Raw genomic sequence first — 26,439 nt, forward strand, 5'->3', positions numbered from 1 at the left:
GCGCGAACGGCTCGGCGCGCGGATCGCGGCGTCCTCAGAAGCCGGCTTTGCGGATTCCGTGGAAGCTCGTGCCGAACGTGCGTGTATTGTACACGCAACCGTAACTGCAACCTCGGCACTCGTACACGGTCGACGCGCCCCAGCCGTCGCCCTTCTCCCAGAGGACGATGTGGCCGGCGCTGCCCGAGTTGTACACGAGCGCATCGCCTGCCTTCAGCGCACCACGCGAGACCGTCGACCACTTGCCGGCCGAGTCCTTCACGAAGTCGCCCGTCGAGTACGGATGGCCGTTGGTGGCGAGAGCGGCGGGGCCGAACTGCCACGCCTTGGCAACGAGGCCGGAGCAGTCCGCGCCGTACTTGCCCGAGTGCGTGCACTTGGGGCACGAACCCGAACACGCCCCCGCGGTGCTCTTGGACACACCGGCTTCGAGCCAAGCGCCGCCACCCCAGTAGTACGAGAAGCCGACGGCGAGCTTCGCGCGGGCGAGCGCATTGGCCGGCGAAGACGGGCCGTTCACGTCGACGGCGTCGCCAGGGGTAGCTCCGGTGCTCGGCGCAGTCGCCGACGACAGATACTTCGCCGAGCACCACCCGTTGATGCCGTTCCAGGAGACGTTGAGAAAGCCGTTGGTCGGCGTCGGGTTCAGGATGGTCACGACCGCGCCCTGCGGGATCACGGCGAGGATCGAGAACGTCGTCGCCGGGCCGCTGCGCAGGTTGAGATCGGCCGTGGTCTCGGCGGTCTCGTCGGCGGTGAAGCCGGCATCGTCGCCCGGCACCGTGGCGCCCGGCGTATCGTCGGTGCCGACGAGCGGGCCGTCGCCCTCGTCGCCCACGTCGCCGTTGGCTGCGGCTTCGCCGTTCGACGGATCGCCGGCACCGTCTCCGCCAGGGCCGCCGTTGAGCTCGTTGGTGTCGGCCGACGAGCACGCGACGACGCTGCCGAACACGACGAGCGATGCCACACGAACGCGAAGGGACCGAGCCATCTTGATGAAGCGAGTGTATTGCATGAGGTTCGTGTGCAGGCTTCGAACATACGCAACCGCTCGCGAACGGAGCGCTTTTGCACTCGCAAGAGACGCAGAGGTGACGACGCTCATCACGCACATCGTGGGCTGATCACGCGAGGACCTGCTCGTGCGAACACGTTTCAAAGTCACGCTACTGTTGTTCTCGGGATGTGCGCTGCTTGCCATCTTCGTCACTCGCGCGACCTTGTTTTCCGGCGCGAGCGACGCCGGGAAGTCCTTATCGAAGACTGCGACGAGCACGTTGCCATCGCCCGCACACACGGTGTCATCGAGTGAACCCGGTAACTCGGTGATCCACCCCTCCGCCGTCGCATCGTCCAACGCGCCGCGCTATCCCACGCTGCGCGCTCGATGGGGATCGGGAAGCGGGGAGCTCGGTCACGAGCGGCCTGCCGAAGGCAATCCCGAAGGGCCGATGAGCTTCGCGCGCGCGGGCGACGAGCTGGTCGTTCTCGATCAGGTCAATCGCCAGCTGGTCCGTTTCGATGGGAGCGGGCGCGTCGTCGCGACGACGAACGTATCGCGCACGACGCAAGATCTCGCGCTCGCCAAGGACGGTTCGGCCGTGCTGCTCGACAGGCTCGGCGGACAGAACGTCACCGTCATCGACGCACGCGGCCGGACCATCGGCGAGCTTCCTCTCGGGTCACGTGCCGGAGAGCCAGGCCTCGTCACCGGCGTGTTCGTCGACGACCGCACCATCTACGTCGAGAAGGAGCACGGCTCGCTCGTTCCCATCGGCACGCTCGACGCGCGAGCCGTCGATCCGAACGCCCCCTCGCTCGCGGGTCGCCCGAGCAAAGACGGAGCACTGCTCTTGATGGCCGGATTGTCGTCGCCCATCGAGGGCCGAGCGTTCGTCAACGCTACCGATCGCAAGACGGGCGCGCTTCGCTTCGCGCGCACGATCCAGTTCCCGCGCCCCGCGCAATCGATCGCGCTGCTCGATTCGGACGGACGTGGCACCATCTATCTCGGCATCGCCTACGACTCCCCGCCCACCACGAGCGTTGCATGCCTCGCTCCCGGCGACGGCCACGTGATCGGGCGTGTGACGCTCCCCGCCAGTGCCGCTCCGGAAGAGAGCTTGCGCGACCTCGCCGTGGGTGACGACGGCACCATCGTCTATGCCGTGCGCACCGACGACGGCGTCGAGTACCGCTCGGCAACGTGTCCTCCGACTTCGTGAGCGCGCTCAGCGGAGCGCGAGCGCCCACGTCGCCATGCGCGCCATGCGACGAGCAGCGAAGACGCGCGCCGTCTGCAGGACGACCGGTTCGAGGTTCGGCGACGTGAAGGCATCGAGCCACGCTTCTGCCGGCCCACGCGACAGGACGCCGCCGAGATCGAAGAGCGAAAGCTCGGTGCATCCCGACGCGCGCGCGACGGCCGCATCGACGGCGAGCTCCTCGGGGCTCCGATAGACCGGCTCGTCTTCGAACGCGCCCGTGCCGACGCACCCGAGGGAGATCCCTGCCCTCGCCCCGAAGCGTCGAACCGTCCGGTCGCAAGCTGCCGCGAGAAGCGCGAGTGCGTCGCGACGACGGACCGTGCCTCGCGACCAACCTTCGAAGATGGTCGTGTAGAGCATCACACTCACGCGGTCCATCACGAGCGCGTCGACCGGAGTGCCGAGGAGCGACTGCCACGTGTCGTGCGCGGGACGATCGAGCGCCACGAGCGGCCACACCGCCGACGACACCCTCATGTCCCGATCGCCGAGCTCGCGCACCGTGTTGGCCAGAATCGCCTTCGCACGCTCGAACGAGCGGCGCGCCGAAGGCCGCAGGGGTGCGATGGCGCCTTCGGCGAGGGCCACCACGCTCGACCGCACGCGCGAGACGGTCAACGGACGCTTCGAGTCCGTTGCGACCGTCAGCGCTTGGGCTTCGCCGAACGGTGGCTCGAGATCGAAGAGGATCTCCGAGGCCGGTGACTTCTCGGCATCGAGCGCGTGACAGACCGCGCGTACCATCGTCGCGAACGCGGTTGCGTTTCGGGCGTTCGCCCATCGCCCATCGTCGTCCGCGAGCATCGGCCACACCGACACGCGGAGCCCCGCATCGCGGAGGATCCGCACGACCGGCGGCAACTCACGCATCTGCCAGGGGCGCACGGCCACCACCACGTCGAGGGCGTAGCAACGCAGCAGCGCGACCGTGGAAGGGCGGACCAGCGCGTCGTACGGAAGCGTTTCGACGTAGATCCGATGGGTGATGTTTCGATGGCTGCTGCTGGGCGTCGTCATGCCGTCGCTCTCGCCTCACGGCGGGTCGAACTCACGATACACTTCGTGCCGATGAAGATCCTCTACGGCGTGGTGGGCGAGGGTATGGGGCACGCGATGAGGTCCAGGGTCATTCTGGAGCATCTCGTCTCGCACGATCACGAGGTCGAGATCATGGCCTCGGGCCGCGCCGTGGATTTCTTGTCGAAGCGCTTCGACGGAGTGAACCGCATCCACGGTTTGCACATGATCTACGAGGAAAACCAGGTGCGCATCGGCAAGACGGCGCTCTCGAACGTCGTTGGCGGCGCGACAGGGCTGCCGAAAAACATCGCCGCCTACTTCGACATCTTCACGAGCTTTCGTCCGCAGGCGGTCATCAGCGACTTCGAATCGTGGACGTACCTCTACGCGAAGACGCACCGGCTCCCCATCTTGTCGATCGACAACATGCAGATCATCAATCGCTGCACGTTGCCTGAGCCGATCATCGAAGGGCATGCCGCGGAGTTCCAGCTCACCAAGACCTTCATCAAGAGCAAGCTCCCCTTCTGCGACGAGTACTTCATCACCACGTTCTTCCGGCCGCCGGTTCGCAAAGAGAAGACGCGCCTCTTCCCACCGATTCTCCGCCCCGAGATCCTGAACGCGAATCGCCGCGCGGGTGAGCACTTGCTCGTCTACACCACGGGCGAAGGCAACCAGAGCCTCGCCGAAACGCTGCGACGGACCGGGTTCGAGTGCCGGATCTACGGCATGAAGCGAAACCTCGCGAAGGAGGAGGTCGACGGCAACCTACGCTTCCAGCCCTTCAGCGAGGACAAGTTCATCGACGACCTCGCCTCGAGTCGCGCCGTGATCGCCGGCGGCGGCTTCACGCTCATGGGGGAGGCGGTGTACCTCCAAAAGCCAATGCTCGCCGTGCCGCTCGCTCGGCAGTTCGAGCAGGTTCTCAACGCGCGCTACCTCGAGCTCGAAGGCTACGGGCGTTATGCCGCGAACCTCGACGATCCGAAGACCATCCTCGACTTCGTCGCAGCCCTCCCGACGTACGAGGCGAAGCTCGCGAGCTACACGCAAAACGGCAACAAGGAGGTCCTCGGCGCCCTCGACGAGTGGCTCGACAAGGCCGAGGCCGGCGTTCTCTAGGGGCATTCTCTAGGGCTCGAGCTCAGGAGCGAGCGTTCGCGATTCACGCGGACGATGCGCGCGCCGGAGCGACCGTACATCGCACGAACACGTTCCGCACGCGCAAGAGACCCCTCGCAGTCGCTGCGGGCACCACGATCGTCGGCAGCTGCTGCTTCACGTCTCCTGCACACATATCGACGCTGGCATCGCGTTTCGCATGAACGCACGCGACCTCGTGTCCAATTGAAACGCGGTCCACACGACGTAGCTCTCCATGGGGCCAGTTCCATGAGGAGCCATCGTGTTCACGAACCTCGCCGTCGTCCTCCCTGCCATCGTCCACCTGCGGTCGGGCGCAGCCGCCGAAAGCGCAGCGGCGATGGCCGTCCAGGCGACGGACGAGAGCCCCGGAGCGAGGTCCCCGAGCGCGTCACCGGAGGCGAGCACGACTCCGACGTCTGCCCCACCAGTTGACCCCGCGAGTGCTCCTCCTCCATGCGTGCCTGTTCCCTGCATCGACGAGGAGCACGCGGAGTTCGGCAACCGCACGCTGAAGGGCCACACCTTCCTCTATCCGCAGCTCATTCCGTCGGCCTTCGTCACGTCGTTCGTCGGCATCCGGGGCGGCATCCGCAACTACACGGTCGACAATCTGCCGACCGACGTGCCCGATCATCCTTCGATCAAACTGGAGCTCTTCGGTCTCGGCATCGGCATCGAGCTCGGCATCAAGCTCACCGACTGGCTCAGCGTCGAAGCGGTCGGCGGCGGCCGTACGCTCATCGGCAGCAACGTCCCCGCGCTTGTCTACAACGGCGCAACCTACGCTTACGAAGGAAGACTCGGTTTCCTCTTCCGTCTTTTGCGACTCGAGAGCAGCGGCACGCAGGTGGGCGCTCGCATCGGTGCGGGTTATTCGAGCGGCGTGGTGACGAGCCTCGCGCCGCTGCTACGCGCGACGAACCAGCCCATCGCCGTCGAGGATGTCGTCGACGGCAACATCGGCCAGCTCATCAAGACGAACATCCAGACGCTCGACGTGCGAGGTTCGCTCGTCGGCGCGCAGGCCTTCGGCGACATGTTCGGCCTGCAGCTCGAGGTAGCACTCAGCCGCTACGAATTCCGCGTGGAGCCCTACGACTTCGCGACCAACACGCGACTCGAGAACAACCGCGGACTCTTCGAGTTCGACGTCGGCGCCGCCTTCAGCGTCGACCTCGCGCCGCGAATCAAGTTCCTGCCGCTCGCAGCGATGGTCGAGTACCAGATGGTCAACGCGCCGGCGACGACCCAGCTCGTGGCATCGACGGGCACTGACACCTTCCACAACCTGGCCGCGGGGATCTACTGGTCCGGCCAGCGTCATCTGCAGCTCGGTCTCATCGGCCAGATTCAGCTCGGTCTCGCGCCGCTTCAGACCAATGTGGGGGAGTCCTCACGGCCCACGAGCGACACCACCTCACTCGTGCTTCGGTACGTTTGGTGACGAGGCGAAAGGAAGCCGAGATGTACCGGTCGAAAGTGTTCGTCGTCGTCACCGCACTCGCCTTCTCGTGCGCTGCATCGTGCACTCCGCACGTGAAGATCCAGGAGCAGCCTCTCACGATGGCGCCCGAGCCCGCCGACACGATCTTCGTCGGCGGGCACATCCTCACGATGGACCCGAAGCTCCCGACGGTCGAAGCGGTCGCCGTGCGTGGGAGCGGCATCATGGTGGTCGGCAAGCGTGAAGAGGCCATGAAGCGCCGCGGCGTCGACACCAAGGTCGTCGACCTCCAGGGCAAGACACTCTTGCCCGGCTTCATCGATGCCCACGGCTCGATCACCAACGTCGCCACACGCCTCGACCACGTGAACCTGTCGCCGCCACCGCTCGGCACCGTGCGTTCCATTGCCGACATCCAGAGCGAGCTTCGAAAAGCGATGGCCGCACGCCCCGTCCTTCCGGGTCGGTGGCTCGTGGGCGATGGCTACGATCAATCGCAGCTCGTCGACAAGCGCGCCCCCACACGCGAAGAACTCGATGCGGTCTCGAAAGACGTCCCGATCGCGCTCGTCCACGCCACGCGGACCGAGATGACGGCGAACTCTGCAGCCCTCGCGGCTGCGAAGATCACAGCCGGGACGCCCGATCCGCCAGGTGGAACGATCGTGCGTCGAGCGGGCAGCCAGGAGCCGACGGGCATCGTCCAGCAGCGCGCGGTCATCACACTCAGGACAGCCATGCCCGAAGTGCCGATGGACGAGCGGCTCGCGATGCTCGACCGCGCGCAGGATCTCTATGCCTCGTTCGGCGTGACCACGGCCAAAGACGGGGGAACGACCACCGCCGACATGGCACTGTTCAATCACGCCGTCCTCGCAGGCCGACTGAAGATCGACGTCGTCGCGTATCCCATCGCCGAGGAAGCGGAGCGCGCATCCGTCGCTCAATCGCTCGGCGTCTATCGAGGAAACTTCAAGGTCGGCGGCTTCGAGCTCGTGGTCGACGGCTCACTTCCGACGCAGACCGCCTTCCTCAACGAGCCCTACGCCACGCCGCCCGAGGGCAAAGGCACGGACTATCGAGGCATGCCCGCGCTGACCGATCCCGTGCTGGCCAACTACCTTCGCACCGCCTTCTCGCGAAGGCTCCAGGTCGTCGCACACGTCACCGGCGACGCCGCTGCCGATCGTTTCCTCGACGCCGTGGCGGCGGCCTCGAAGTTCGTACCGAAGACGTTCGACCACCGGCCCGTGCTCGTGGGAGGACAGGTGCTCACCGAAGCCCAGCTCGCGCGCATGAAAGAGCTGAGCGTGACGCCATCGTTCTTCGCTGCCGAGACGTACTTCTGGGGCGATTTCGATCGCACCGTGCTCGGTAGCGAGCGCGCAAACCGCCTGGTCCCAGCCCAGTCCGCACTCCAGCACGGCCTCCGCGTCACCTTCGCCAACGAGTCGCCGATCGCGCCTCCCGACATCCTCGGCGCCATGTGGGCGGCGACCGCGCGCATCACGCGCAGCGGCGAGACGCTCGGCGCCGAGCAACGCGTGAGCATCGACGCGGCTCTTCGCGCGGTCACCGTCGAGGCGGCCTGGCAGTCGCGCGAGGAGGACCGGAAGGGCATGCTCAAACCCGACCTCGCGGCCGACTTCGTGATCCTCTCCGCCAATCCGCTCGAGGTTGGTCCTGATGCGCTCAAGAACATCGCGGTGGTCGAGACCATCAAGGGCGGCAAGACGATCTACCAGCGTGGGCAAGCCGCGCCGAAGAGGTAGAGTGCTCGCATGATCGCGTTCTACGGCATGGGCCTTCTCGGTTCGAACTTCGTCCGAGCGCTTCGACGTCACGGCGAAGACGTCAAAGTGTGGAACCGCACGGCGGCCAAGGCGGCTGCGCTCGAGCCGCTCGGCGCGAAGGTCGTGTCCGATCCCGCCGAGGCCGCGCGCGGGGCGCAGCGCATTCACTTGACCCTGTCGGACGACGCCGCGGTCGACGACGTCCTCGAGCGCGCGAGGCCCGGCTTCGCGCAGGGAGCCATCATCGTCGATCACACGACGACCTCGCCGAAGGGCGTCGTCGCCCGCGTCGCACGCTGGACCGAACGCGGCTTCGTGTTCGTGCATGCCCCGGTCTTCATGGGCCCGCAGAACGCGCTCGAGTCGACCGGATTGATGCTCGTTTCGGGTGATCCGAAGCGCATCGACGCCGTGAAGTCCAGCCTCGAGAAGATGACCGGGACGCTGTTGAACCTCGGCCCGCGCGTCGACAAAGCTGCGGCGTTCAAGCTCCTCGGCAACCTCTACTTGATGTCGCTCACCACGGGCCTCGCCGAGATGTTCGCGCTCGGAAAGGCGCTCGGGATTCCCGCGTCCGAAGCGGCCACGTTGTTCCAGCACTTCAATCCCGGCGCCACGATCAGCGCGCGCGTGAAGCGCATGCTCGAGGCGAAGTTCGCGAGCCCGTCGTGGGAGCTCTCGATGGCTCGCAAAGACGCGCGCCTCATGATCGACGCAGCCTCCGAGGCCGGCGTTCCGCTCGCCATCCTGCCCGCCATCGCGAAGCGCATGGACGCCGTCATTGCCGAGGGGCACGGCAACGAAGACTGGACGATCCTCGCGAAGGACGCGCTGGAGTAACGAATCGTACTCGCGGATTCAGATGTTGCCGTAGCGTGAACGCAGATCGGGAAGGGCCGCGGCCATGGCGTCGCGGCACTGCTCGCGCAGCACGGCGAAGTCACCGTCGGCGAGGCCGGCGGTCGGCACCGGCGGCAGGATCTTCGCGCACGCGCGCGCCTTGCCGAACCACTTGGAGTGCTTCGGCCTCATCTGACGCGTGCCGGCGATGACGACGGGAAGCACCGGCACCTGCGCTTTGATGGCGAGCTGGAACGCGCCGTCTTTGAACGGCAAGAGCTCGCCGTCTTTCGAGCGCGTGCCCTCGGGGAACAGCATCACCGGGATTCCCCCGGCGAGCGCCATCTCGCACTCGCGCATCATCGACCGCACGCTCTCGCCGTGGCCACGCCGAAGCTTGATGTCGCCACCGAGCTCCATGGCCCAGCCCGTCAGCGGTGGCTTGAACAGCTCCTCTTTCGCCACCCAGCGCATGTCCCATGGAAGCCACGAGAGCAGAAAGGGATCGGCCTGGGACTCGTGGTTCGCGATGACCACGTACGGCTTCTGGAGGATGTCGGCCGGAGCCTCTCCCTCGATGTCGAAGTGCCAGAGCGGCGTGAGCCTTCCCGCGGTTCGCCCCAGGCGGCGCATCCAGCGCCCGGGCAGGCGCTGGGTGGGATCCGCGCGGTGGCGATAGCGCGAGACGGCCATGATCGGCAGAAAGCCGAGCACGGTCAGACCGAACTCGGCATAGGTGTAAATCCCCGCGGCGGCGTGCGGCACGCGTCACTACATAGCAGAACCGCGGCCGTCTCGTCGGCGCCTTGCGCAAACTCCGAGCGCGCGTCAGATGCCAAGCGCGCGCCGGATGTCGGCGATCGACTTGCCGGCGTACTGCTCCTTGGCATGCCCCACGGTGGCGAACGAGCGGCTCATCATGCGGTCGATGTAGAGCGTGCCGTTCAGGTGATCGACCTCGTGCTGCAAGATCCGCGCGGGCCAGCCGCGCACGCGCCACGTCTGCGCCTCTCCGTTCTCGTCCAGACCGTTGACCTCGACCTCACGGCTGCGCTCGACGAGTGCCACGTAGCCCGTAACGCTGAGACAGCCTTCGAGGAACGTCACCTTCTCGTCCCCGATGGCCTTCAGCACGGGGTTGACGAAGACCCGCGTGTCGAACGGAACGCGCTCTCGTTCTTTGCGCTCTGCGTCGGTGAGGTTCGCGAGAAGCTCTTCGCGATCCTCGAGCACGATGACACGGAGCGGCACGCCGATCTGAGGCGCCGCGAGGCCAACGCCGGGCGCCTCCCGCATCGTTGCGATCATGACCTCGACGAGGTCCTTGAATGCGGGTGTATCGAGCCGGTCGGACGGAACGTCCTGCGCACGACCACGAAGTACGGGCGCACCAGTCTGAACGATGTTCATGGGGCCTTCGACGTCTCCTTCTCTCGGAGTCGTCGCACGACTCGACCCGGAAGGATACGGTGTTGACGCCTCTCGGGAGTGATGATTCTCAGATGGTCATGGGAGAAACGAAGACCTACGCCGGCGGATGTCACTGCGGGAAGGTGCGCTACGAAGCGACGACCGACCTCGCGCAGGTGATCACCTGCAATTGCTCGCACTGTTCGATGAGAGCGCCGATTCTCACCTTCGTACCGCCCGAGCAGTTCAAGCTCGTATGCGGCGACGAGGCGGAGCTCGGCGACTACCAATTCAACAAGAAGAACATCCACCATCTCTTCTGCCAGCAGTGCGGCGTCGAGTCTTTCGCGTGGGGCACGGGCCCGAGCGGCAAGATGTATGCACTCAACGTGCGCTGCCTCGAAGGCGTCGACGTCTCGGCGCTCTCGCCCATGCAAGTCGACGGCAAATCACGCTGACAACGGAGGTTCATGACGTGGCTTCGGATCTCGATACGATCGAAGAGACTCCTGCGCAGCGACGCAAGCGGCGCACGATCAAGCTCGTCATGAACCTCGTCTTTGCGGCCACCGCGTACGCTCTCGTCGTCCTCGGCGCGCGCCTGCTCCATCGACGCATCGTCTACCAGCCGCCCGAAGGTGCGCCTGCCGAGGTCCCCGAGGGAGCCACGCTGCTCACGGCGCGCGCCGCCGACGGCGTTCCCGTCAACGCGCTCGAGTTCGCGTCGCCGAAGGCCGCACGCACGATCGTGCATTTCCACGGCAACGCCGAGACGGCGGAAGACAACGCGTCGCTCGCTCGCGACTTCCGCCGGCGTGGGTTTTCCGTCGTGCTCGCGGAGTATCGCGGCTACGGCCGCTCGAAGGGAGCCCCGCCCACCGAAGAAGGGCTTTACCTCGACGCGGCAGCCATCCTCGACGCCCTCGCAGCACGCGGCGTCGGTCCCGAGCGCGTCGTGCTCTGGGGTCAGTCGCTCGGCACCGGCGTGGCCACGGAGATGGCCAAGCGCGGGCGCGGAAGTCGTCTCGTGCTCGTCGCTCCGTTCACGTCGACCTATGAGCTCGGCAGGCGCGTCGTGCCGATCTTGCCGATGTCCTACGTCATGGTCGATCGCTTCGACACGATCGAAAAGGCACCAAGCATCGGGCTCCCCACGCTCGTCGTGCACGGAAACATCGACGACGTCATCCCGATGGAGTTCGGCAAGCGCGTCAGCGAGGCCTTCCCGCACGCCACATTCCTCGAGGTCCCGGAAGGGCGCCACGACAACCTGTACAAGAACGCCTCCGTGGTCTCGGCCATCGCCAACCACGCGAGCGCGCCTTGACGCGTCTCGAAGGCGGGGCGCGTGCTCAATCCGGCTGGCGTTCGACCGTGAGCGTGCCCGTGCTCTGGCGAATGCGGCGATAGCCGAGCATGTGGAATACGTCGCGCGGGTAGAGCGACGCGGCGATGCGGTCGACGATGTAGCGTGTGGGGTTCTTCCCGTCGCGTTCGATGCCCGGCAAGAATGCGAGCACGCGATCGAGGTGCAGCTGGCGCAAGACCTCCGAAGCGCGCATGCGTGCAGGGCTCACGGCACGGCCCCAGAAAAATCCGTCCGCCCCCTGCCCTTGGTAGAGCGGCAACATGACGACTCCGTCGGCCGGCGCGCGAATCGCTCCGTTGCGATCGTGCGCGAGGAGCTGGCCGGCGTGCGCGTGGTCGAGGTTCTTGAAACCGGGGGCCATCACGAACGAGTCCTCCGGTGTGATGGCGTGGCGCGAGACGACCTCCATCACGCGCGGAAGACTCCCGCGGCGACTCTCGAGGAGTGCATAGGCGGCGCGCGTCTCGGGCACCGAGCCTTCCTCGAAGAGCCCTGCGGTTTGTGACGCGAGGAGAACGACGGCCTCGAGATTGTCGATCGAGCCGGCATCGGCGTGCTGTCCGCCTTCGACAGCGAAGGTGACGACGCCGAGCTTCGTGCAGTACTCCGACAGGACGCCGTCGAGCTGCTCCTCGAGGCCCATGATGACGGGGAGAGGCAGGCCGCGCGTGAAGTTGCGCTGGCGAAGCGTGTCGCCGAAGAGCACGAACGGCACGCCGTGGGCGCTCGTCGTGTGCAAGTCGACGAGATAGACGGGGCCGCGCGCGCGCCCGATCGCCGAACGAATCGCATCGAGCAGATCGAGCTGTTCGAGATCTTCTGCGTCGAGCGCTTCGGACTTCTTCGATCGAACCTCGCCGATGTGGGCCTCGGTCCAAACGCGATTCATGTCGCGGAAGCGATAGCGACGCCCCTCGCGCATCGCACCGAGGTTGCCGCCGAGCGCCAGATACTCGCCACGGATCTTCGTCTTCGACAGCAGCGCGAGGATGCGCTTGGCCGCTTCGATGCCCGCAGGCTCGTTGCCGTGAATCGCGCCCACGGTGATGAGGGTCGGCCCGGCATCGTGGCCGGTAAGACGACCGACTTCGCGTGTCTCGGCTAACTCTGGGACGGCGTTCGACATCAGGACTCGCTCTGCTCTTCGAAGAGGAGTTCCTCGGGAGCGCGGTGCAGCGAACCGTGCGAACTCTCGTCCAGCAGATCGGCCGCGATCCCCATGAAATCCTCTTCGGTGAGCAGCGCGACGATGCGCCCGTCCTGCACGACAGGCAAGCACCCGATTCGATGTTTCCGCATGAGCTCGATGGCCTCACGCGTCGCCGTATCCGGGTGGACGGTCACCAGCTCCCGCCTCATCACCTCCGAAACGGGGAGTGACGTCGTCCGACCTTGGCCTTCGGCGGCTTGGGCGACCTCTCGGACGCTCCCGCCCTTCGCCAGCTCGGTGAGATGACGCAGCACGGCACGCGACGTCACGAGCCCCAGGAGGCGCCCGGCCTCGTCTTCGACGGGGACGTGCCGGATGCGTTCCCAGCTCATGAGATCGGAGACGAGCTCGATCGGATCGTCGGGCTGGACGGTGAAGACGTCCGTGCGCATGTATTGCGACACCTTCTGGTAGCCGCTTCGCTTGGCGAACGCTTCGTCGAGACGCGCGCGCTCCCACTCCGCGACCGGCCGGCCCGTGTTTTGCCGCGCGATGGTGGCAGCGACGAGCGCCGTGAGGCCCTCGCCTGCCGAGCCGCGCGACTTCATGTTCGCGAGCGAGCGGAGCATCCAGCGCGAGCCCGTGTGCAGCGTGCGCACGCGCTGATCGACGATGCCGAGGTAGCGCTTGGCGTCGGCGCTATCGACGCCGGCACGCGAGAGGCCCGCTTCGGCAAGCGGTAGGAGCTTGTCGAGGATGAAGGGCTGCGCGATGACCTCTTCGCCGTCGATCCACGTGAAGCGCGCCGCGAGGCCATCGCGTGCGGCCGCATAGAAGTTCGCCTTCGCGTGATCGAAGTCCATCCTCCCGGAGACCTCTTCGAGCGTGCGCGTGAGCTCCGTCATCAGACCGAGCCAGAACGCGGCGTTCGCGACTTCGTCGACGATGGTGGGCCCGGCAGGGAGCGCGCGGAGCTCGATGCGGAGGTGCGGCTTGCCGTTCTCCGAGACGCCGTAACACGCGCGGTTCCATCGATAGATGGTGCCGTTGTGCAAGCGCAGCGCGCGAAGGTCGGGAACGCCACCTCGTTCGAGCGTAGCGAGCGCGTCTTCCTCGTTGCCCGTGGCCACGAGCGTGCGGAAGCGCGTGACGTTCTCCTTGAAGATGTCGACGACGCTGCCGCGAAGCCACTGGTTCCCGAAGAACACGCGCGCTGCGCGATCTCGGACGTGCAGCTGCGGCGTGCGGATGTCGCACGACTGCTCGAAGAGCGCGATGCGCGTTTCGGCCCAGAGGCGCTTGCCGAAGAGCGTCGGCGAGTTCGTGCCGATGGCGAGCGTGGGTGCAAGAAGCAGCTGCGCGATGTCGTAGTCGTGGCCGAAGCGCTCGGGCTCGGCCACCTGCAGGTGCACTTGGAAGCTCGCGTTGCACGCCTCGAACATGAGCGAGTCGTGCTTGGCGACGAGCTCGTCGAGCCCCTTGATCGAGATGTCGTAGCCCTGGCCGCGCGCCGCCGTCATCACGCGGTTGAGCGTGAGATAGCGCGGGTTCGGCACCATATTGTCGATGCGCAGGTCGGTCTTGCCGAGCGTCGGCAAGATTCCAACCAAGACGGGGAGAATATCGAGCTCCTCGGCGGTACGCTGCACGCGCGCGTAGAGATCCGAGAGCTGCGTCTCGAGCGCCAGAAGGCCGCGCCCTGCGAGCGGCTGCGGATCGGCGTTGAGCTCCAGATTGAAGAGCCCGAGCTCCGTCGTGTAGTGCGGATCGTCGAGGCGCTCGAGGACCTTCAGCGCCTGCGGGGCCGCGTGATACGCGCGGTCGACGAGGAACATCTCCTGTTCCGCGCCGATTCGCATGACGCCGCGCTCGAAGACGTTGTCGCGGAGCATTCGCTCCATCGCGCGCAGGTCGGTGAGGAGCGCCCGCATGAAGCGACGTCGCTCGTCCCCCTCGAGCGCGCCGCTGGTGGTCTTGTGCTCCCGGGTATCCTGCATGTTTTGCGGCTGCCCTCAGCTCTTCGACGACGTCCACTCGTCGAGATACTTCGGCATCATCGCACGCCAGGTGACCCAATCGTGGTCCCAACCGGGTCCCCACGAATCGACCCAATTCGGAATTCCCTTGTCGCCGAGGGCCCGCGCGAGGCGGAAGCTTTCGCCGATGTCCTCCCACTTCCCCTCCCCGCTCGCGATGTGGATGTGGCGGTTGCGGAGGATGTCGAGGTGCCGGCCGCCGAGGGTCGGGACGAAGTGGAGCGGCGAGGAGACGAAGAAATACTCCGTCGGATCGGGGCGCTCGATGAAACGCATCAAATTGTACGTGCCGCTCATGGCGAGGGCACGGTGGAACATGTCCGGGAAGCGGCATGTCACCGCGACGGCGTGGAAGGCGCCGATGGAGGACCCGGCGGCCCAGATCGGGATATCGTCCGAGTGGCAGTCCTTGCGAATGGCCGGCACCACCTCGTGCTTGATGTACTGGTGGAACTGGTGAGTCATCCACATGCGGTGCTCGGGGCTCGCGTCTTTGCCGAACCACACGCGCCCCGCCACGCTGTCGCACGAGTAGATCTTGATACGGCCCGCGGCGAGCAGCGGCTCGAGCGCGCGAATCATGAGGAAGCGATCGATCTCTCCCGCGTCACCGCCGGCCGTCGGGAAGACGAGCACCGGCTGACCGGCGTGCCCCCAACGCGAAAGCGTGACGTCGCACTGGACACGCGATGAATACCAGCGAGTCGTTTCGAACATGACGATGCCTGCCCCAACTCCCCCGACTTCCCGACCGGAAAGGCGCGCCTCTCTTAGCGAGGAGCTCAGCCGTTCGCAAGGCGGAATCCAAGGGACTTCGAGGGCAGGCTCGGCCCCGCGTCTGGGACGCGCGGGTCAGTCGACGGGCCAGCCGAATCGAGCCCGGACCGCTCGCATGGCCGGCGTGTGTGTGCCATCGGCGTGACGGACCACGAAAGGCGGCTCGGTCAGCTCGGGATGCGCCCCGAGCTTGCAGGCAAACAACGAAAAGAGAGGGATCAACCCCTCGCGCGGAACCACATCGCGATCGGTGAGGATCGAGAACCCCTCGTCGTGAGCGGCCGCCACGGCGCGCGCCTTCTGGGCCCAGGGAAAGCAGAAGACGAAGAGCCCGTCCGGCTCGAGATGACGCTTGGCCGCTTTGGCATAGTCGCGCACGTCCCCGCGAAGCTCGAATCGAGCGTGGGCCTTCTGCGAATCGGCCGGAACGATGCCCGCAGACACGTCGAAGTACGGAGGGCTGCCGGTGACCAGCGGAAACCGCTCGTCCAGCGCCAGGTTCCGAAGGTCACCGTGGAGCGGTCGCACCCGAGCCTCGACCTCGTTCGCCGCCAGATTCTCGCGGAGGAATCGATAGCTGATGTCCTGCGCTTCGACGCACGTGAGCCGACATGCCTCCGGCATTCCGGACAAGACGAGCATGCCCACCGTCCCGATGCCGGTCCCGAGGTCGAGGCATCGCATGACCGGAGGGCTCTTCTCGAGCGCGTACCAGCCCGTGAGGAGATCGTCGGTCGAATGCCGATGCCCCTTCTTGCGCTGGAAGATGGACCAGCTCGCGGTGAGCCCGTCGACCGTAATCGGCTCCCCGAGCTCGGCCTCGAGCTCCAAACGTCGTCCTTCGAAAGCTTCGGGCGAGATCGTCATCGCGGAACGGCGCGAGCCATAGCACGGGGCGCGCGGCCTCACGCGGAATGCGCGCACGAATTCGCGGAGCGAGCGGAACCGTCCTGCTCTCCTTGCACCGCGCTCGGCCCGTGCATGCGTTCAGCCACGACGACGGCGTGTCGTCGACGACGCCCGCGATGCCCCGACCGACGGCGATGCGGGTGCCGACATCAATGCCGGCCGGCCGACCTACGAGCAGACCGTCCTCGCGGCCCCCCCCCTTTCCTACTGGCATCTCGACGATCCTGGCGGGGTCCTCCTGGCCGACGTGATGGGCCGGTCGCGCACGACCTCTCCGGACCGGCGACCAGTATTTCTCCGAGTTCGACTTCGCGGTCGTCGTCGTGCACCACGAGCGACCTCGCTCAGGTTTTGCTGGTCTCCGAGCTGCAACCACGAAGGGTCGCAAGCACCTCGTCTTCCGTGGCAAGTGCGAGGATCTCGTCGCGCATCGCGCGGAGGGGTTCGAGAGCCATGCGCGCGAGCGCGCGTTTCAGCGGTGGAATCGCGCGCGGCGTCACGCTCAGAGCGTCGACGCCCATCGCGAGCAGAGCGAGGGCGAGGTCGGGCTTCGCAGCCATTTCCCCACAGACCGTGACGGACTTTTCCGAGCGGTGCGCCTCCACCACGACACGACGGATCATTCGCCAGATCGCGGGATGGTAGGAATGCCGTTCCGACGCGAGGCGCGGATCATCGCGGTCGACGACGAGCGTGTACTGAATCAGATCGTTCGTGCCGATCGAGAAGAACTCGACCTCACGTGCGACGTCCGCGACGAGCTCGACTGCGGCAGCGGTCTCGATCATCGCGCCGTAAACGATGTTGCCGGTCGAGAGCGAGGGAGTCGCCTGGGCGAGCGCGCCAGCGACGAGCCGTTTGATGCGCACCACGTCGTCCACGGACGTGACCATCGGGATCAGAATTCGAAGAGGCCTTCCACGTGCCGCCATCGCGAACGCCTGCACCTGGTCACGCAGGATGTGAGGGTAGTCGAAGAGGACGCGGATCGATCGGTAGCCATGGAACGCGCTCCGCGAGGCACCGAAACCCATGCTAGGTAGGAACTTGTCGGCAGCGAGGTCGAGAATTCGAAACGCGATCGGCTCGGTCGGAAACGCATCGTACGCCTTGGCGTAAATGCGAACCTGCTCGTCGACGGTCGGGAGGCCGTCGCGGACGATGAACGGAAACTCCGTCCGATAGAGACCGACGCCGTACGCACGATTCTCGCGCGCGACATCGAGGTCCGTTCCGAGCGCGATGTTCGCGAGCAGGTCGAACTCGACGCCATCGATCGTTCTCGCCGGTTCGTCGCGATATCGGACAAATTCAGTCCGCTCCGCTTCCAACTCACGAAATCGTCGTTCGAATGCCGCCCGCGTCGCCGCCAACGGACGAATCACGACGGTCCCCGCGCCACCGTCGACGAGGATCAGGTCCCCCGCCACAACCTGTCGCGTGAGTTCACGAATCCCGGTGACTGCGGGGATTCCGAGCGCCCTTGCCAGCACCGCACCATGAGACGTGGCGCCACCGAGCTCGCTCACGATACCGACGGCTCCGCGTGCCTTGAGCTCGAGCAAGAGGGACGCGGTGGTTCGAGGCCCGACGACGATACGCGCGTCGACGTCGGGTACGCGCGCGGCGCCCAGCAGATGACCAAGGATGCGACTCCGCAGGTCTTCGATGTCCTCGATGCGCTCCTGAATATACGGATCCGGAACTCCGACGAGACGCCGGACAATCTCCTCGAACGCGTCGTCGACCGAGATTGCCGCGGAGTGTCCTCCAGCGATGCCGCCCTCGAGCAACCCCGTGAGCAGAGGGTCGTTGAGGAGCAACAGATGTGCGCCAAAGATCAGCGCCTGCTCTTCGCCGAGATCGCTGGCGGCATCCGCCTGCAGCTTGATCAGATCGTTTCGGGTCTTTTCGAAGGCGTCTCGGGCTCGCGCCGTCTCCAACGCGCGCCCGCGATACGTGGTATCGCTTCGGACCATGGCGCGCGGAAACGCGTTCCGAAAGACGGCTACGCCGATGGCGATGCCCGGAGAAGCAGCAATCCCGCGAAGCTCGAGCTCTCCTTCCTGAGGCAACGGTGCCGACGTTTCCAATCGTCTGCCTGCGTTCAGGCCGACAGCGTCGATCGCTTCGATGAACCGAATGGTCTCCACGAGTGGGACGAGCTGTGAAGCGACGCCTGACAGACGCATGATCTCTTCGGTGGTGAACGGAACCCCCGTCGTTCGCTGCGCGATAATCGCCCCGATCCCACGATTGAGCGAAGCGATGGGGACCGCAACGAGGCCGAGGGCCGAATCCGTCTCGGGAATGGCCTCCGCCAGAGCCTTCTCGGCGATGGATGTTCCGGACGGCGGAGGCCTCAGCCCGAAGAGCGCACGCAGCTCGAGCCCGGTCTGACTCCCACCCCGGGCGTAGACGCTGCAACCTTCCGCTTGCAGCTCCTCCGCCACGACACGGGTGGCCGCGGCGAGCGCCTCACCTGGGGAGGTCGCATCGGCGACGACGCGGACGAGCCGACTATGAACATCCATCCTTCACCTCGAACCCTCGATGCGGTTAAGGGCGACCCTGCCGACGATGCGGGCAGGCAGAGCGCGGCACGGTCATCGTTCGAAGGCGCGATGCGATCGGCAAGGAGCGAGGGCGACTTCGGGCTCGCAGCGTCAGGGCATCCGCAATGTGGACGCAGGTGCCATGCCAGTCCGATAGATTGCCACGTCCGCCCTCGAAGCGCGCGTGAACGACGGCCGAGCCACTCGACCTCAGGCCCCGGCGAGATCTGGAAGAGAGAGTCCGAGGGGTTCGAGTGACGAGCGAGCTCTTCGTCATCCGTCGCCGCGGCCAACCACGCGATGCGCGTGCTACCCTGAACGCTACGTCGCTCCCGTTCTCGTCATCCAGCCCGCCCCACGGACATGCGTGAGGCCCCGCCCGGTTTCGACCTCAGGAATGCCGTCCACGGAGGTCGTCATGGCGAACAAGCTTTACGTTACCAATCTGCCGCCCGACGCGACGGAGGACGCCGTACGCCTGCATTTCGCAGCTTGCGGCGGCGTGTCCGACGTCCAGCTCGTGCCCGAGCGTGACGGATCGAAGCCACAAGGTCTCGCCTACGTCACGATGACGAGTGCGACGTATGCGAGCACGGCAGTCGGGCGACTGGACGGCTCGAACTTCGGCGGCAACGTGCTTCGCGTGAGCGATCGGCCGATTCCGGCCGACAAAGCGCCGCCCCCCAACGTCAGGGTCGTTCAGCAATTCCGCGAACGCGCGAACATGACCTACGAGCTCGAGTGCTCCGGCACCGCGGTGACGTTCCGGCTCTTTCCCATCGAAGGCGACCGTTGGCGGTTCGAGGCACGTACGACCGACGCTGCCAATCCCGTTGTCGTCACTGGCGCGGGACGCACGCGAAGCGAAGCGCTCGACGCCGTCGTGCGAGAGTGGAACGTTCGCGCAGCGTCGTCGGGCGTACGCCCGCTCGATGGGACAGGCCTGACGAGAGCCATGGCCGGCATCAAAGCGGTCTGAAGCGGCTCAGCCCCACTGATCCGACGTCGCGGAGGTCGCCGAGATTTCGGACTCGAGCGAATTCGCGGCGTCGTCGACGTTCAGTGGTGACGCGATCTGCTTGCAGTACTGAAGGTACGATGCGCTGAGTCGTTTCAGCGCAACGCACATGGCCGTCACCTTCGCCGCCTCGGTCGACGAGCCGTTGAAGTTCGAGCCCGCGAGACGCTCCGCAGCGCCGAGCCGATCCTGGAGCTTCGCCACCGCGATGACGAGCGGCTCGGGCTTCGATTCGCTGTGGTTCCAGCGCGACAATCTCACGAGCGCGTCGAGCGACTCGATCAAGCCATCGACCGCAGTGCGGAATACGCGCAAACGTTGATCTCTCATCGATGCACCTTAGCAGTCTTCGTCGAACGGCGCCGAGCTCAGCGTCGATCATGACGATCGCGTCGCGCGAGCTCGAGCGAAATCTCGCGATCGACGACAGCGACTCAGCGACGGAAGACGACCGAGGTGAGACTCGCGAGATGGCTTCGCGGCATGGGAGTGACGTGAATCCACACGTCGGTCACTGCGCGCTCGTCGAGCTCCCACGTCACCTGATGAAAACTCGGACCATACGGCGCGTACTCGAGCACGCGAGGTGCTGTCTCGGCGCGCTGATGCCTTCGCTCGCTCCAGCAGGCGACCTCGATTCGCTGGGTACAAGTGACGCTTCGCTCTTCGCTTTCGATGACGAGCCGCGCGAAGTCGCTTGCCGACGCGAATCGCAAATGGATCGTTTGCGGTCCCGGTGTCTCCGCAATCCAGCAGCTTCCGCCGGGCCCCATGCGACCGTCGAAGACGTGGTCGATCGGGAAGAGCTCCTGCTCGGAGGTGACGTCGACCGACGCGACAGCGACGAGATCGACCGTGTCCGTCGGCACGATGCCGGCGTACTTGCGTACGATCGCGCGCGGCTCGCGCTGGCTCAAGCTTGCCACGTGCTCTCGGCGGCCGGAGTCACCGCCGCTCTGCGAGCGAAGGCGTTCGCACAGTGACGTGCGATCTCGAGAAGACGCCCGCCGTCGACGGGCGCGTCGGTCCCGAGCGCTTCGTCGAAATCCAAGAACAAGACGCCGAGGCTCTGCGCCTCGTTGCGGAGGGGAATGCAGAGCGTGCGCGTGATGCCCCGCGCCTCGAACCAGCCCGATTCCGCCCCCTCGGCATCCGCCGCAGAGATCGAGCAGATTCGGCCTTCAGCCACCGCTCGAGCCACGGTTGGCCAGCTCGAGAGATCGGCCCGAAAGCTGGTGCGCGTCCAATCCCATTGACCGAGAAGCCCACGGAGTGAGCTCCCGCTGTTGTCGAGAAGGAACGCCGAAGCGGCACTCGCACCCATGGTCTGCCGCGCGAAACGCAGCAGACCGTGGCCGTGGCGAAGAAGTGGTCGTCGCGCGCTTGGGGTCACCAACCGCGGTGCCCGCCCCTCGCACCGCCGCCGCCAGCGCGTTCCTCGGCGATGTTCACGCGCAGCGCACGGCCATCGAGCATGGCGCCGTTGAGGCTCGACACGGCGTGGCTTGCCTCGGCGTCGGTACCCATCGTGACGAAGGCAAATCCACGCGCGCGGCCGGTTTCACGGTCCATCACGACGTGCGTGTCGGTCACCGTTCCGCACTCGGCGAAGCAAGCTCGGAGCGCGTCGCTCGTCACGTGGTACGAAAGGTTACCCACGTAAAGTCGGTTATTCATGATCTCTCTTTTCGGCAATTAGCCAGCATCCGAAGGCGCGATTGCCATGGGATCTCGCTGGCTACGTTGAGCACGGAAACGAAGCTTCGCAGTGCGAATGCGGGATCCCGAGATGCCGAGAGAGCGCAGTAACAGCGACGAGACGTGTCGTGAGTCGTTCACCGTACGCCTTCCACGCCCGGTGCGCAAGCTCGCGTCTCGCACAGCACGGCAGTGGCGCAGCGAAACGCCTCTTTCAGAGCCCCACTTTGGCGGGCGCAAATGCCGGTAATACGCAAGCAAACGCGGCAGCGTCCTCACGAAGTCGAACACGAAATCGAAATCGAACTTGCCGAGATTCTGGGGCGTGTTTTTGAAGCGCGGCGTCCTTGCGATTCGCCAGTTTTGTGTAAACCGCGATGGGTTTCCTGCGAGCTATCGAGTCGGGGCTCCGCGCCAATCCTGGATGCGCGACCAGAAGAGCTCCGTGAAGCGCTCGACCTCGTGCGGCGGGAAGAGCGCCGTCACCTTTTGGCGAACCGCATCCTTCGCGCCGTTCGTGCCGAAGAACGACCAGGCCACTTCGTCGAGGTGGCCGAGATGCTTCGCGCAAAACTCCTCGAAGCGCGCGGTTTCGAAGCGCTCGTCGGCGATGGCGGCGTAGCGTGAGAGCTTCTCTTCGTAGGGAAGATCGAGCGCCGCGACCTCGTAGAAGGGCGACCAGTCCTGGTTTTTGCGCATCTTGCGCTTCGTCGCCGCGCAGAAGACGACCCAGCGAACGTACGCCTTCACGAGCCACGGGAAATGGCCGTGCAGCGACGTGACTTGCGAGTCCGGGCACGGATTCGCGAAGTCGATGGGGTGCCAGATACCGTCGCGGCGGAGCGATTCGCAGGAATTGAATTCCCAACCGAAGAACGAATTGATGGTCAGTGTGACCTTGCGGAGGTGCTCTTCCTCCGCCTTGGTCATGAACTCCGTCTTCGTGGTGTAGCGGTCGTGGAGCGGCGCGTCGGGGTCGTAGAGCACGCAGTGCGTCTGCGGGCCGAACCCGATGCAGCGCACGAATCGGTCGAAGCCGTTCACTCCGGCCTGGATGTGCATGACCGACTTGCCGCTCTCTTCGTAGGCCTTCCAGAGCGCGTTCGTGTCGTCGACCTTCGTGACGCCACGCCAGCCGCCGCCGTCGTAAGGCTTCATGAACATCGGCCAGCCAAGACGGTCGCCGAGCTTGCTCACATCGAAGAGCTTCGCGTAGCGCGTGAGGGTGGGCTTCAAGTCCGGATTCGGCTCGTAGCTCTTCGGCGGCACCATCCACGTCTCGGGAATGGGCATTCCGAGCTGCATCATCGCGCAGTAGGTGGTGTGTTTTTCGTTCGCCTGGACACTCCACGGGTTGTTGAACACGTAGAGGTCATCCATCAAGATGGCCTTTTTTATCCACTCACGGCTGGTGTGGTACCAGTGCGTGAGGCGGTCGACGACGAGATCGTATTTGCACGGCTGGCGCAAATCGAAGGGCTCGATCGTGACGCGTTCGACCTCGAAGCGGACGGTGTCGCCGCCGACCGGAATGCGCAAATCGAGCTCGCGCATGATGGCTTCGAAGCAGAGCGGCCAGCAGATGTCCGCCCCGAGGGAGAGTCCAATATGACGAACGACCTCTGCCATGTTCCCGCCTACTCGTAGATGAACATCAGCGGACCGGGGAAGAGCCAGGAGAGCCCTTCGCGGAGCCGATCGCGCCAGTTTTCCCAGTTGTGACCATCGCGCGATTCGACGAAACGAACTTGCATTCCTGTCGAATCGAGAAGGGGAATGAGCGAGCGATTCTCGTAGATGAGTGACTCGTAGACACCGCAGCTCACGAAGACACGTTCGCTGACGGCCTTCGGCTCGTCGCGCACCTGATTCACGAACTCGACGACGCGATCGAAGAGTGGCCCCCGTCGATTGTGTTTGCCGATGTCCGTGAAGGCGAACGAGCCCGACTGGAGCAAGAGGCGTCCCCAGACGCCGGGATAGCGATAGGCGGTGGAGAACGCGGCGACGCCGCCGAAGCTCGCCCCCATGAGGCAGCGCGCTTGCGGTCGATCGAGGAGCGGGAGACGCGCCGTGAGATCGACGAGCAGTTCTTCGGTGAGAAAGCGCGCGTGGCGTTCGTCGTTCGGATACTCGCGGATCCTGTCCGGCGAGTCCGTGAAGGCGACGATCATGTCCGGGATTTCGAGGCGATGAATGAGGTTGTCGAGAACCGCCTTCATCGACGCAAAGTTCAGATAGTCGCTGCCGTCATGGACGACGACGAGCGGATAGAGGCGCGTTCGTCGGAACCGCGCCGGAAGGTAGATATGGCCCGTTCGCTGCCCGCCGAAGGCCTTCGAGTGGAAGCCGAATGGCTCGAGCAGACCGGGGCGAGCGTCGGGGTCGGGCTTGGCCCAATCCGGCTCTTCGTACCCTTCGGCTTGCATGACGCTGTTCGCGCCGAACGGATCGCGTGCACGATTCGGATTGCGAGGATCTTCGATCCAAGTGCTGCCGCCGCCGCGATGAATCTCGAATTTGTATTCGACGCGCGAGCCGTGCGGAATGTCGAACGTGAGGTACCAGAGATCGGTATTCGGAATACGCGAGAGCGCATTGGCCGACTCGAGACCATAAATCCAGTGTCTGAGATTGACGCCGTCGGCCTCGCCTCGCCACACGAAGGTGACGTTGGAGCCCTCGACGATCGGGCACGCACGCCCTTGGAGGAAAGCATCGACCTTTTCGCCGTCGGGGCCGGCGTCGATGAGCTTCTGGATGGCGAGCGCGGTCACGAGACCACCGCCTTCGTCTTGCCGAACGCGTGCGTGCCGTCGTCGCGAATCGCGAACACGCCGCCGTAGGGGTCGATGGGTCCGCTTCGGAGCCAGGTCACCCGCGAACGTGCGGGCATCCCCAGACACATGGCCGGCTGGAAGCGACGGGCCATCAGCTTCAAACGCGCACGATCGTCGAGCTTCAAACGGAACTCCGGCTGCGGCAGCACCACGACTCCGCCTACGAGGCCGAGACCGGCATCGAGCACCTCGGCAGCGCCGGGCCCCTGCGGCGGCGAATCGTGGAAGAGGACCACGCGCTCGCTGATGGCCATCGCACCGGCACACCAGGCGAAGATGACCTTGCCTCGCGAGAGTTCCTCCAGATTGAAGAGCTGCAGGCGATTGAGGAGCGAGGCCACGTGGCCGCCGGCGATGGCAATCGCATCGCACTCACGCACGATCGACGCGACCTGCTCGCGCTGCTCGAGGATCGCCTCGCGCGTCCAGGGGCGAAGCTTGTCTTCGAACTCGGTTCGATCCCGCGCACACCGATCGAGGTGCATGTTGTCGATGTTGCGGATGGCTTCGATCGACGCCCGCGCCTCGTCTTCGAGGATGTCGGGCGGCGCCTTGCGCTGCTCGATCACGTATTGAGCGGCAAGGGCGTGCTCGAGTCGGATGCGATAGAAGTCCTGCCGGCTGCGAAGCACCGCCTGGCGTTCGCGATGCGCCTCGGCGAACTCGGGATCCTTCCGGAAGATCTCTTCGGCGCGCGCGTGGAGCTTCAGGTTCACCGCACGCGCGCCGAGGTGGTCGCGCAGATCGGCGTCGTCGTCTTCGCGCTCCTGCCAGCCGGCGGTGATGGTTGCAATACGGCCCGCTACGCCGAGCTCGTCGACGGCGGCACCGAGAGTTGGATTGTAACGTTGAGCACCGAGAAGGACGATCGCAAGCGCGTCTTTTGCGATCATGCAGAGCGCACCTTCAAGGTCTGACCGACGAAGTCGAGCATGGATCGCAGCGTGTCGTAATCGGGGTGAACCATGCGAACCCACGCATTGGCCATGTAGCCGGCCGAGACCGGCTGTGTGGGCGTTCCGGGCGGGGGCAAGTGACTGTCGAGAATGTACTCGCCGAAGCGACGGTGGACCTCGTCGCCGCCGTCGTACCCGGTGATGCGACCGTCGCACTCCGGCCGGAGCGCGATGATGCCGGCGGCGAAGCGGCGGGAGGGTGCCCGGCTCCGTCGACCGTGGACGACGGCCATCGCCCACTCGCGATAGATGTCGATCTCGTTGCCGGCCGCGTAGAGATCCCACGCGCGCACGCCCGGTGGCCTGCAGCCGATCTCGCTGAATTTCAGGCCCTTCGGCCCGAAGAACCACTCCATGTGCGTGGCCGACGTGCCGATGCCGAGCGCCTCGATGACCTTCTTGCCCATCGCCCGCACCTCTTCGTAGGCCGGCGCGGCGTCGATACGGTTCGTGGCCACGAACTGCGGGGAGATCCACCGCGTGCGCATCGCGTCGAGGACGTTCGGGTAGTAATGCGAGACGAAGTCGAAGGCGACTTCGCCGTCGATCGTGATGGTGTCGTAGAAGCCTTCGTGGCCTTCGATGAACTCCTCGACGGCCACGCTCCGACCGCGGCCCACACCGCACGTTTCGAGCGCCTCGGCGAGCTCGGCGAGGTTGTCCGCGCGGTACGTCCCGGAAGCGCCGGCGGCGTCGCGCGGTTTCACGATGACCGGGAAGCCAACCTGCTCGGCGAAGGCTCGGATCTCGGCCGGGTCACCGCTTCCGATCGAGGCCGCGCACGGAATTCCCGCCTTGCGAAGGGCTTCCTTCATCAGCGGCTTGTCTCGGCAGAGAAGCGCCGTGCGCTCCGTGGTGCCGGGGATTCCGCATCGCTCACGTACGCGCGCGGCGGCCATGACGTGCGCCTCGACGACAGCCTCGAGCCGCTGGACGTTCGCCTTGCCCTGAATCCAGCGCACCGTCTTTTCGAGCTCGGCTTCGTTCGTCACGTTGCCGATTTGCTCGTAGTGCGTGAGCCAGTGCTGGAGGCCCTCGTCGAGCGCCGACTTCGGCCGCTCGCCGATGCCGATGACGCGCGCGCCTACGGAGTGGAGTGCGCGAACGAACTCGCGCTGATTGGCCGGGAAACACGGTTCGACGAAGATGACGTCCACGGTAGAGAAGCGAACGGTAGCAGCCGAGCTTGCGGACTACCATCATGCTTC

The 26,439-nt window shown here is 65.6% G+C and carries 25 protein-coding genes; 8 read left to right on the forward strand and 17 right to left on the reverse strand.

Annotated features, from left to right (window positions below; all coding sequences use genetic code 11):
• Positions 1-34: 34 nt before the first annotated feature.
• Positions 35-1,015 (reverse strand): SH3 domain-containing protein, encoded by a 981-nt coding sequence (locus AKJ09_RS48775; RefSeq protein WP_169928578.1) that lies wholly within the window; start codon positions 1,013-1,015, stop codon positions 35-37.
• A gap of 310 nt (positions 1,016-1,325) precedes the next feature.
• On the opposite strand from AKJ09_RS48775, the gene AKJ09_RS48780 reads away from it, so the two are divergent.
• Positions 1,326-2,225, forward strand: coding sequence for a YncE family protein (locus AKJ09_RS48780; RefSeq protein ID WP_146654716.1), 900 nt, complete (start codon positions 1,326-1,328; stop codon positions 2,223-2,225).
• Positions 2,226-2,231: 6 nt separating this feature from the next.
• Here the strand turns inward: AKJ09_RS48780 and AKJ09_RS48785 are convergent, their stop codons facing one another.
• Positions 2,232-3,284, reverse strand: coding sequence for a hypothetical protein (locus AKJ09_RS48785; protein ID WP_146654717.1), 1,053 nt, complete (start codon positions 3,282-3,284; stop codon positions 2,232-2,234).
• A 51-nt stretch (positions 3,285-3,335) separates the two neighbouring features.
• On the opposite strand from AKJ09_RS48785, the gene AKJ09_RS48790 reads away from it, so the two are divergent.
• From AKJ09_RS48790 to AKJ09_RS48805, 4 genes are all read left to right on the forward strand, one after another.
• On the forward strand, positions 3,336-4,412 hold the full coding sequence (locus AKJ09_RS48790; protein WP_146654718.1) for an MJ1255/VC2487 family glycosyltransferase: 1,077 nt from the start codon (positions 3,336-3,338) through the stop codon (positions 4,410-4,412).
• Between the two features lie 283 nt (positions 4,413-4,695).
• Positions 4,696-5,880 carry a hypothetical protein gene (locus tag AKJ09_RS48795; protein ID WP_146654719.1) on the forward strand — a complete coding sequence of 395 codons (1,185 nt, stop codon included), beginning with the start codon at positions 4,696-4,698 and terminating at the stop codon, positions 5,878-5,880.
• A 20-nt stretch (positions 5,881-5,900) separates the two neighbouring features.
• Positions 5,901-7,652: an amidohydrolase gene (locus tag AKJ09_RS48800; RefSeq protein WP_146654720.1), complete on the forward strand. Its 1,752-nt coding sequence runs from the start codon at positions 5,901-5,903 to the stop codon at positions 7,650-7,652.
• 9 nt (positions 7,653-7,661) lie between these two features.
• Positions 7,662-8,513 carry an NAD(P)-dependent oxidoreductase gene (locus AKJ09_RS48805; RefSeq protein WP_146654721.1) on the forward strand — a complete coding sequence of 284 codons (852 nt, stop codon included), beginning with the start codon at positions 7,662-7,664 and terminating at the stop codon, positions 8,511-8,513.
• Between the two features lie 18 nt (positions 8,514-8,531).
• On the opposite strand, the gene AKJ09_RS48810 is transcribed toward AKJ09_RS48805, so the two are convergent.
• Together AKJ09_RS48810 and def are read right to left on the reverse strand one after the other, a co-directional pair.
• On the reverse strand, positions 8,532-9,278 hold the full coding sequence (locus AKJ09_RS48810) for a lysophospholipid acyltransferase family protein (RefSeq protein ID WP_146654722.1): 747 nt from the start codon (positions 9,276-9,278) through the stop codon (positions 8,532-8,534).
• Positions 9,279-9,341: 63 nt separating this feature from the next.
• Entirely contained in the window at positions 9,342-9,923 is a 582-nt protein-coding gene (gene def / locus AKJ09_RS48815; protein WP_146654723.1) for a peptide deformylase, read from the reverse strand.
• 98 nt (positions 9,924-10,021) lie between these two features.
• On the opposite strand from def, the gene AKJ09_RS48820 reads away from it, so the two are divergent.
• The gene (locus tag AKJ09_RS48820; RefSeq protein ID WP_146654724.1) at positions 10,022-10,381 is read left to right on the forward strand and encodes a GFA family protein; all 360 of its coding nucleotides are present in this window, start codon (positions 10,022-10,024) and stop codon (positions 10,379-10,381) included.
• A 17-nt stretch (positions 10,382-10,398) separates the two neighbouring features.
• Positions 10,399-11,250, forward strand: coding sequence for an alpha/beta hydrolase (locus AKJ09_RS48825; protein ID WP_146654725.1), 852 nt, complete (start codon positions 10,399-10,401; stop codon positions 11,248-11,250).
• Between the two features lie 25 nt (positions 11,251-11,275).
• Here the strand turns inward: AKJ09_RS48825 and AKJ09_RS48830 are convergent, their stop codons facing one another.
• The 5 genes from AKJ09_RS48830 to ptsP all read right to left on the reverse strand — a co-directional run bounded on the left by AKJ09_RS48830 (position 11,276) and on the right by ptsP (position 18,698).
• Entirely contained in the window at positions 11,276-12,418 is a 1,143-nt protein-coding gene (locus AKJ09_RS48830) for a succinylglutamate desuccinylase/aspartoacylase family protein (protein ID WP_146654726.1), read from the reverse strand.
• A complete protein-coding gene (locus AKJ09_RS48835) occupies positions 12,418-14,439 on the reverse strand; it encodes a CBS domain-containing protein (RefSeq protein WP_146654727.1) in 2,022 nt (673 codons plus the stop codon). Before AKJ09_RS48835 ends, AKJ09_RS48830 begins: the two co-directional genes overlap by 1 nt.
• 15 nt (positions 14,440-14,454) lie before the next feature.
• Positions 14,455-15,195 carry an esterase family protein gene (locus AKJ09_RS48840; protein ID WP_146654728.1) on the reverse strand — a complete coding sequence of 247 codons (741 nt, stop codon included), beginning with the start codon at positions 15,193-15,195 and terminating at the stop codon, positions 14,455-14,457.
• 135 nt (positions 15,196-15,330) lie between these two features.
• The gene (locus AKJ09_RS48845; RefSeq protein WP_146654729.1) at positions 15,331-16,122 is read right to left on the reverse strand and encodes a tRNA1(Val) (adenine(37)-N6)-methyltransferase; all 792 of its coding nucleotides are present in this window, start codon (positions 16,120-16,122) and stop codon (positions 15,331-15,333) included.
• Positions 16,123-16,508: 386 nt separating this feature from the next.
• Positions 16,509-18,698 (reverse strand): phosphoenolpyruvate--protein phosphotransferase, encoded by a 2,190-nt coding sequence (ptsP, locus tag AKJ09_RS48850; protein ID WP_146654730.1) that lies wholly within the window; start codon positions 18,696-18,698, stop codon positions 16,509-16,511.
• Between the two features lie 439 nt (positions 18,699-19,137).
• On the opposite strand from ptsP, the gene AKJ09_RS48855 reads away from it, so the two are divergent.
• Positions 19,138-19,698, forward strand: a complete 561-nt coding sequence (locus tag AKJ09_RS48855) for an RNA recognition motif domain-containing protein (RefSeq protein WP_169928580.1) — start codon at positions 19,138-19,140, stop codon at positions 19,696-19,698.
• Positions 19,699-19,704: 6 nt separating this feature from the next.
• Here AKJ09_RS48855 and AKJ09_RS48860 read toward each other — a convergent pair whose 3' ends face one another.
• The 8 genes from AKJ09_RS48860 to AKJ09_RS48895 form a co-directional block, all read right to left on the reverse strand.
• Positions 19,705-20,067, reverse strand: a complete 363-nt coding sequence (locus AKJ09_RS48860; protein ID WP_146654732.1) for a hypothetical protein — start codon at positions 20,065-20,067, stop codon at positions 19,705-19,707.
• A gap of 104 nt (positions 20,068-20,171) precedes the next feature.
• On the reverse strand, positions 20,172-20,663 hold the full coding sequence (locus tag AKJ09_RS48865) for a hypothetical protein (protein ID WP_205633994.1): 492 nt from the start codon (positions 20,661-20,663) through the stop codon (positions 20,172-20,174).
• Positions 20,651-21,130, reverse strand: a complete 480-nt coding sequence (locus AKJ09_RS48870; RefSeq protein WP_275936759.1) for a GAF domain-containing protein — start codon at positions 21,128-21,130, stop codon at positions 20,651-20,653. The genes AKJ09_RS48865 and AKJ09_RS48870 overlap by 13 nt, the downstream gene beginning before the upstream one ends.
• Complete coding sequence (locus tag AKJ09_RS48875) at positions 21,127-21,414, reverse strand: RNA recognition motif domain-containing protein (protein WP_146654735.1); 288 nt, start codon at positions 21,412-21,414, stop codon at positions 21,127-21,129. Before AKJ09_RS48875 ends, AKJ09_RS48870 begins: the two co-directional genes overlap by 4 nt.
• A gap of 414 nt (positions 21,415-21,828) precedes the next feature.
• On the reverse strand, positions 21,829-23,064 hold the full coding sequence (locus AKJ09_RS48880; RefSeq protein WP_146654736.1) for an ATP-grasp domain-containing protein: 1,236 nt from the start codon (positions 23,062-23,064) through the stop codon (positions 21,829-21,831).
• Positions 23,065-23,072: 8 nt separating this feature from the next.
• Complete coding sequence (locus AKJ09_RS48885) at positions 23,073-24,212, reverse strand: alpha/beta hydrolase-fold protein (protein ID WP_146654737.1); 1,140 nt, start codon at positions 24,210-24,212, stop codon at positions 23,073-23,075.
• Positions 24,209-25,168, reverse strand: a complete 960-nt coding sequence (locus AKJ09_RS48890; protein WP_146654738.1) for a type 1 glutamine amidotransferase family protein — start codon at positions 25,166-25,168, stop codon at positions 24,209-24,211. Before AKJ09_RS48890 ends, AKJ09_RS48885 begins: the two co-directional genes overlap by 4 nt.
• Positions 25,165-26,388, reverse strand: a complete 1,224-nt coding sequence (locus tag AKJ09_RS48895; RefSeq protein WP_146654739.1) for an ATP-grasp domain-containing protein — start codon at positions 26,386-26,388, stop codon at positions 25,165-25,167. The genes AKJ09_RS48890 and AKJ09_RS48895 overlap by 4 nt, the downstream gene beginning before the upstream one ends.
• Positions 26,389-26,439: the final 51 nt, after the last annotated feature.

Origin of the sequence: Labilithrix luteola, assembly GCF_001263205.1 — a bacterium.
GTDB classification, from domain to species: Bacteria; Myxococcota_A; Polyangia; order Polyangiales; family Polyangiaceae; genus Labilithrix; species Labilithrix luteola.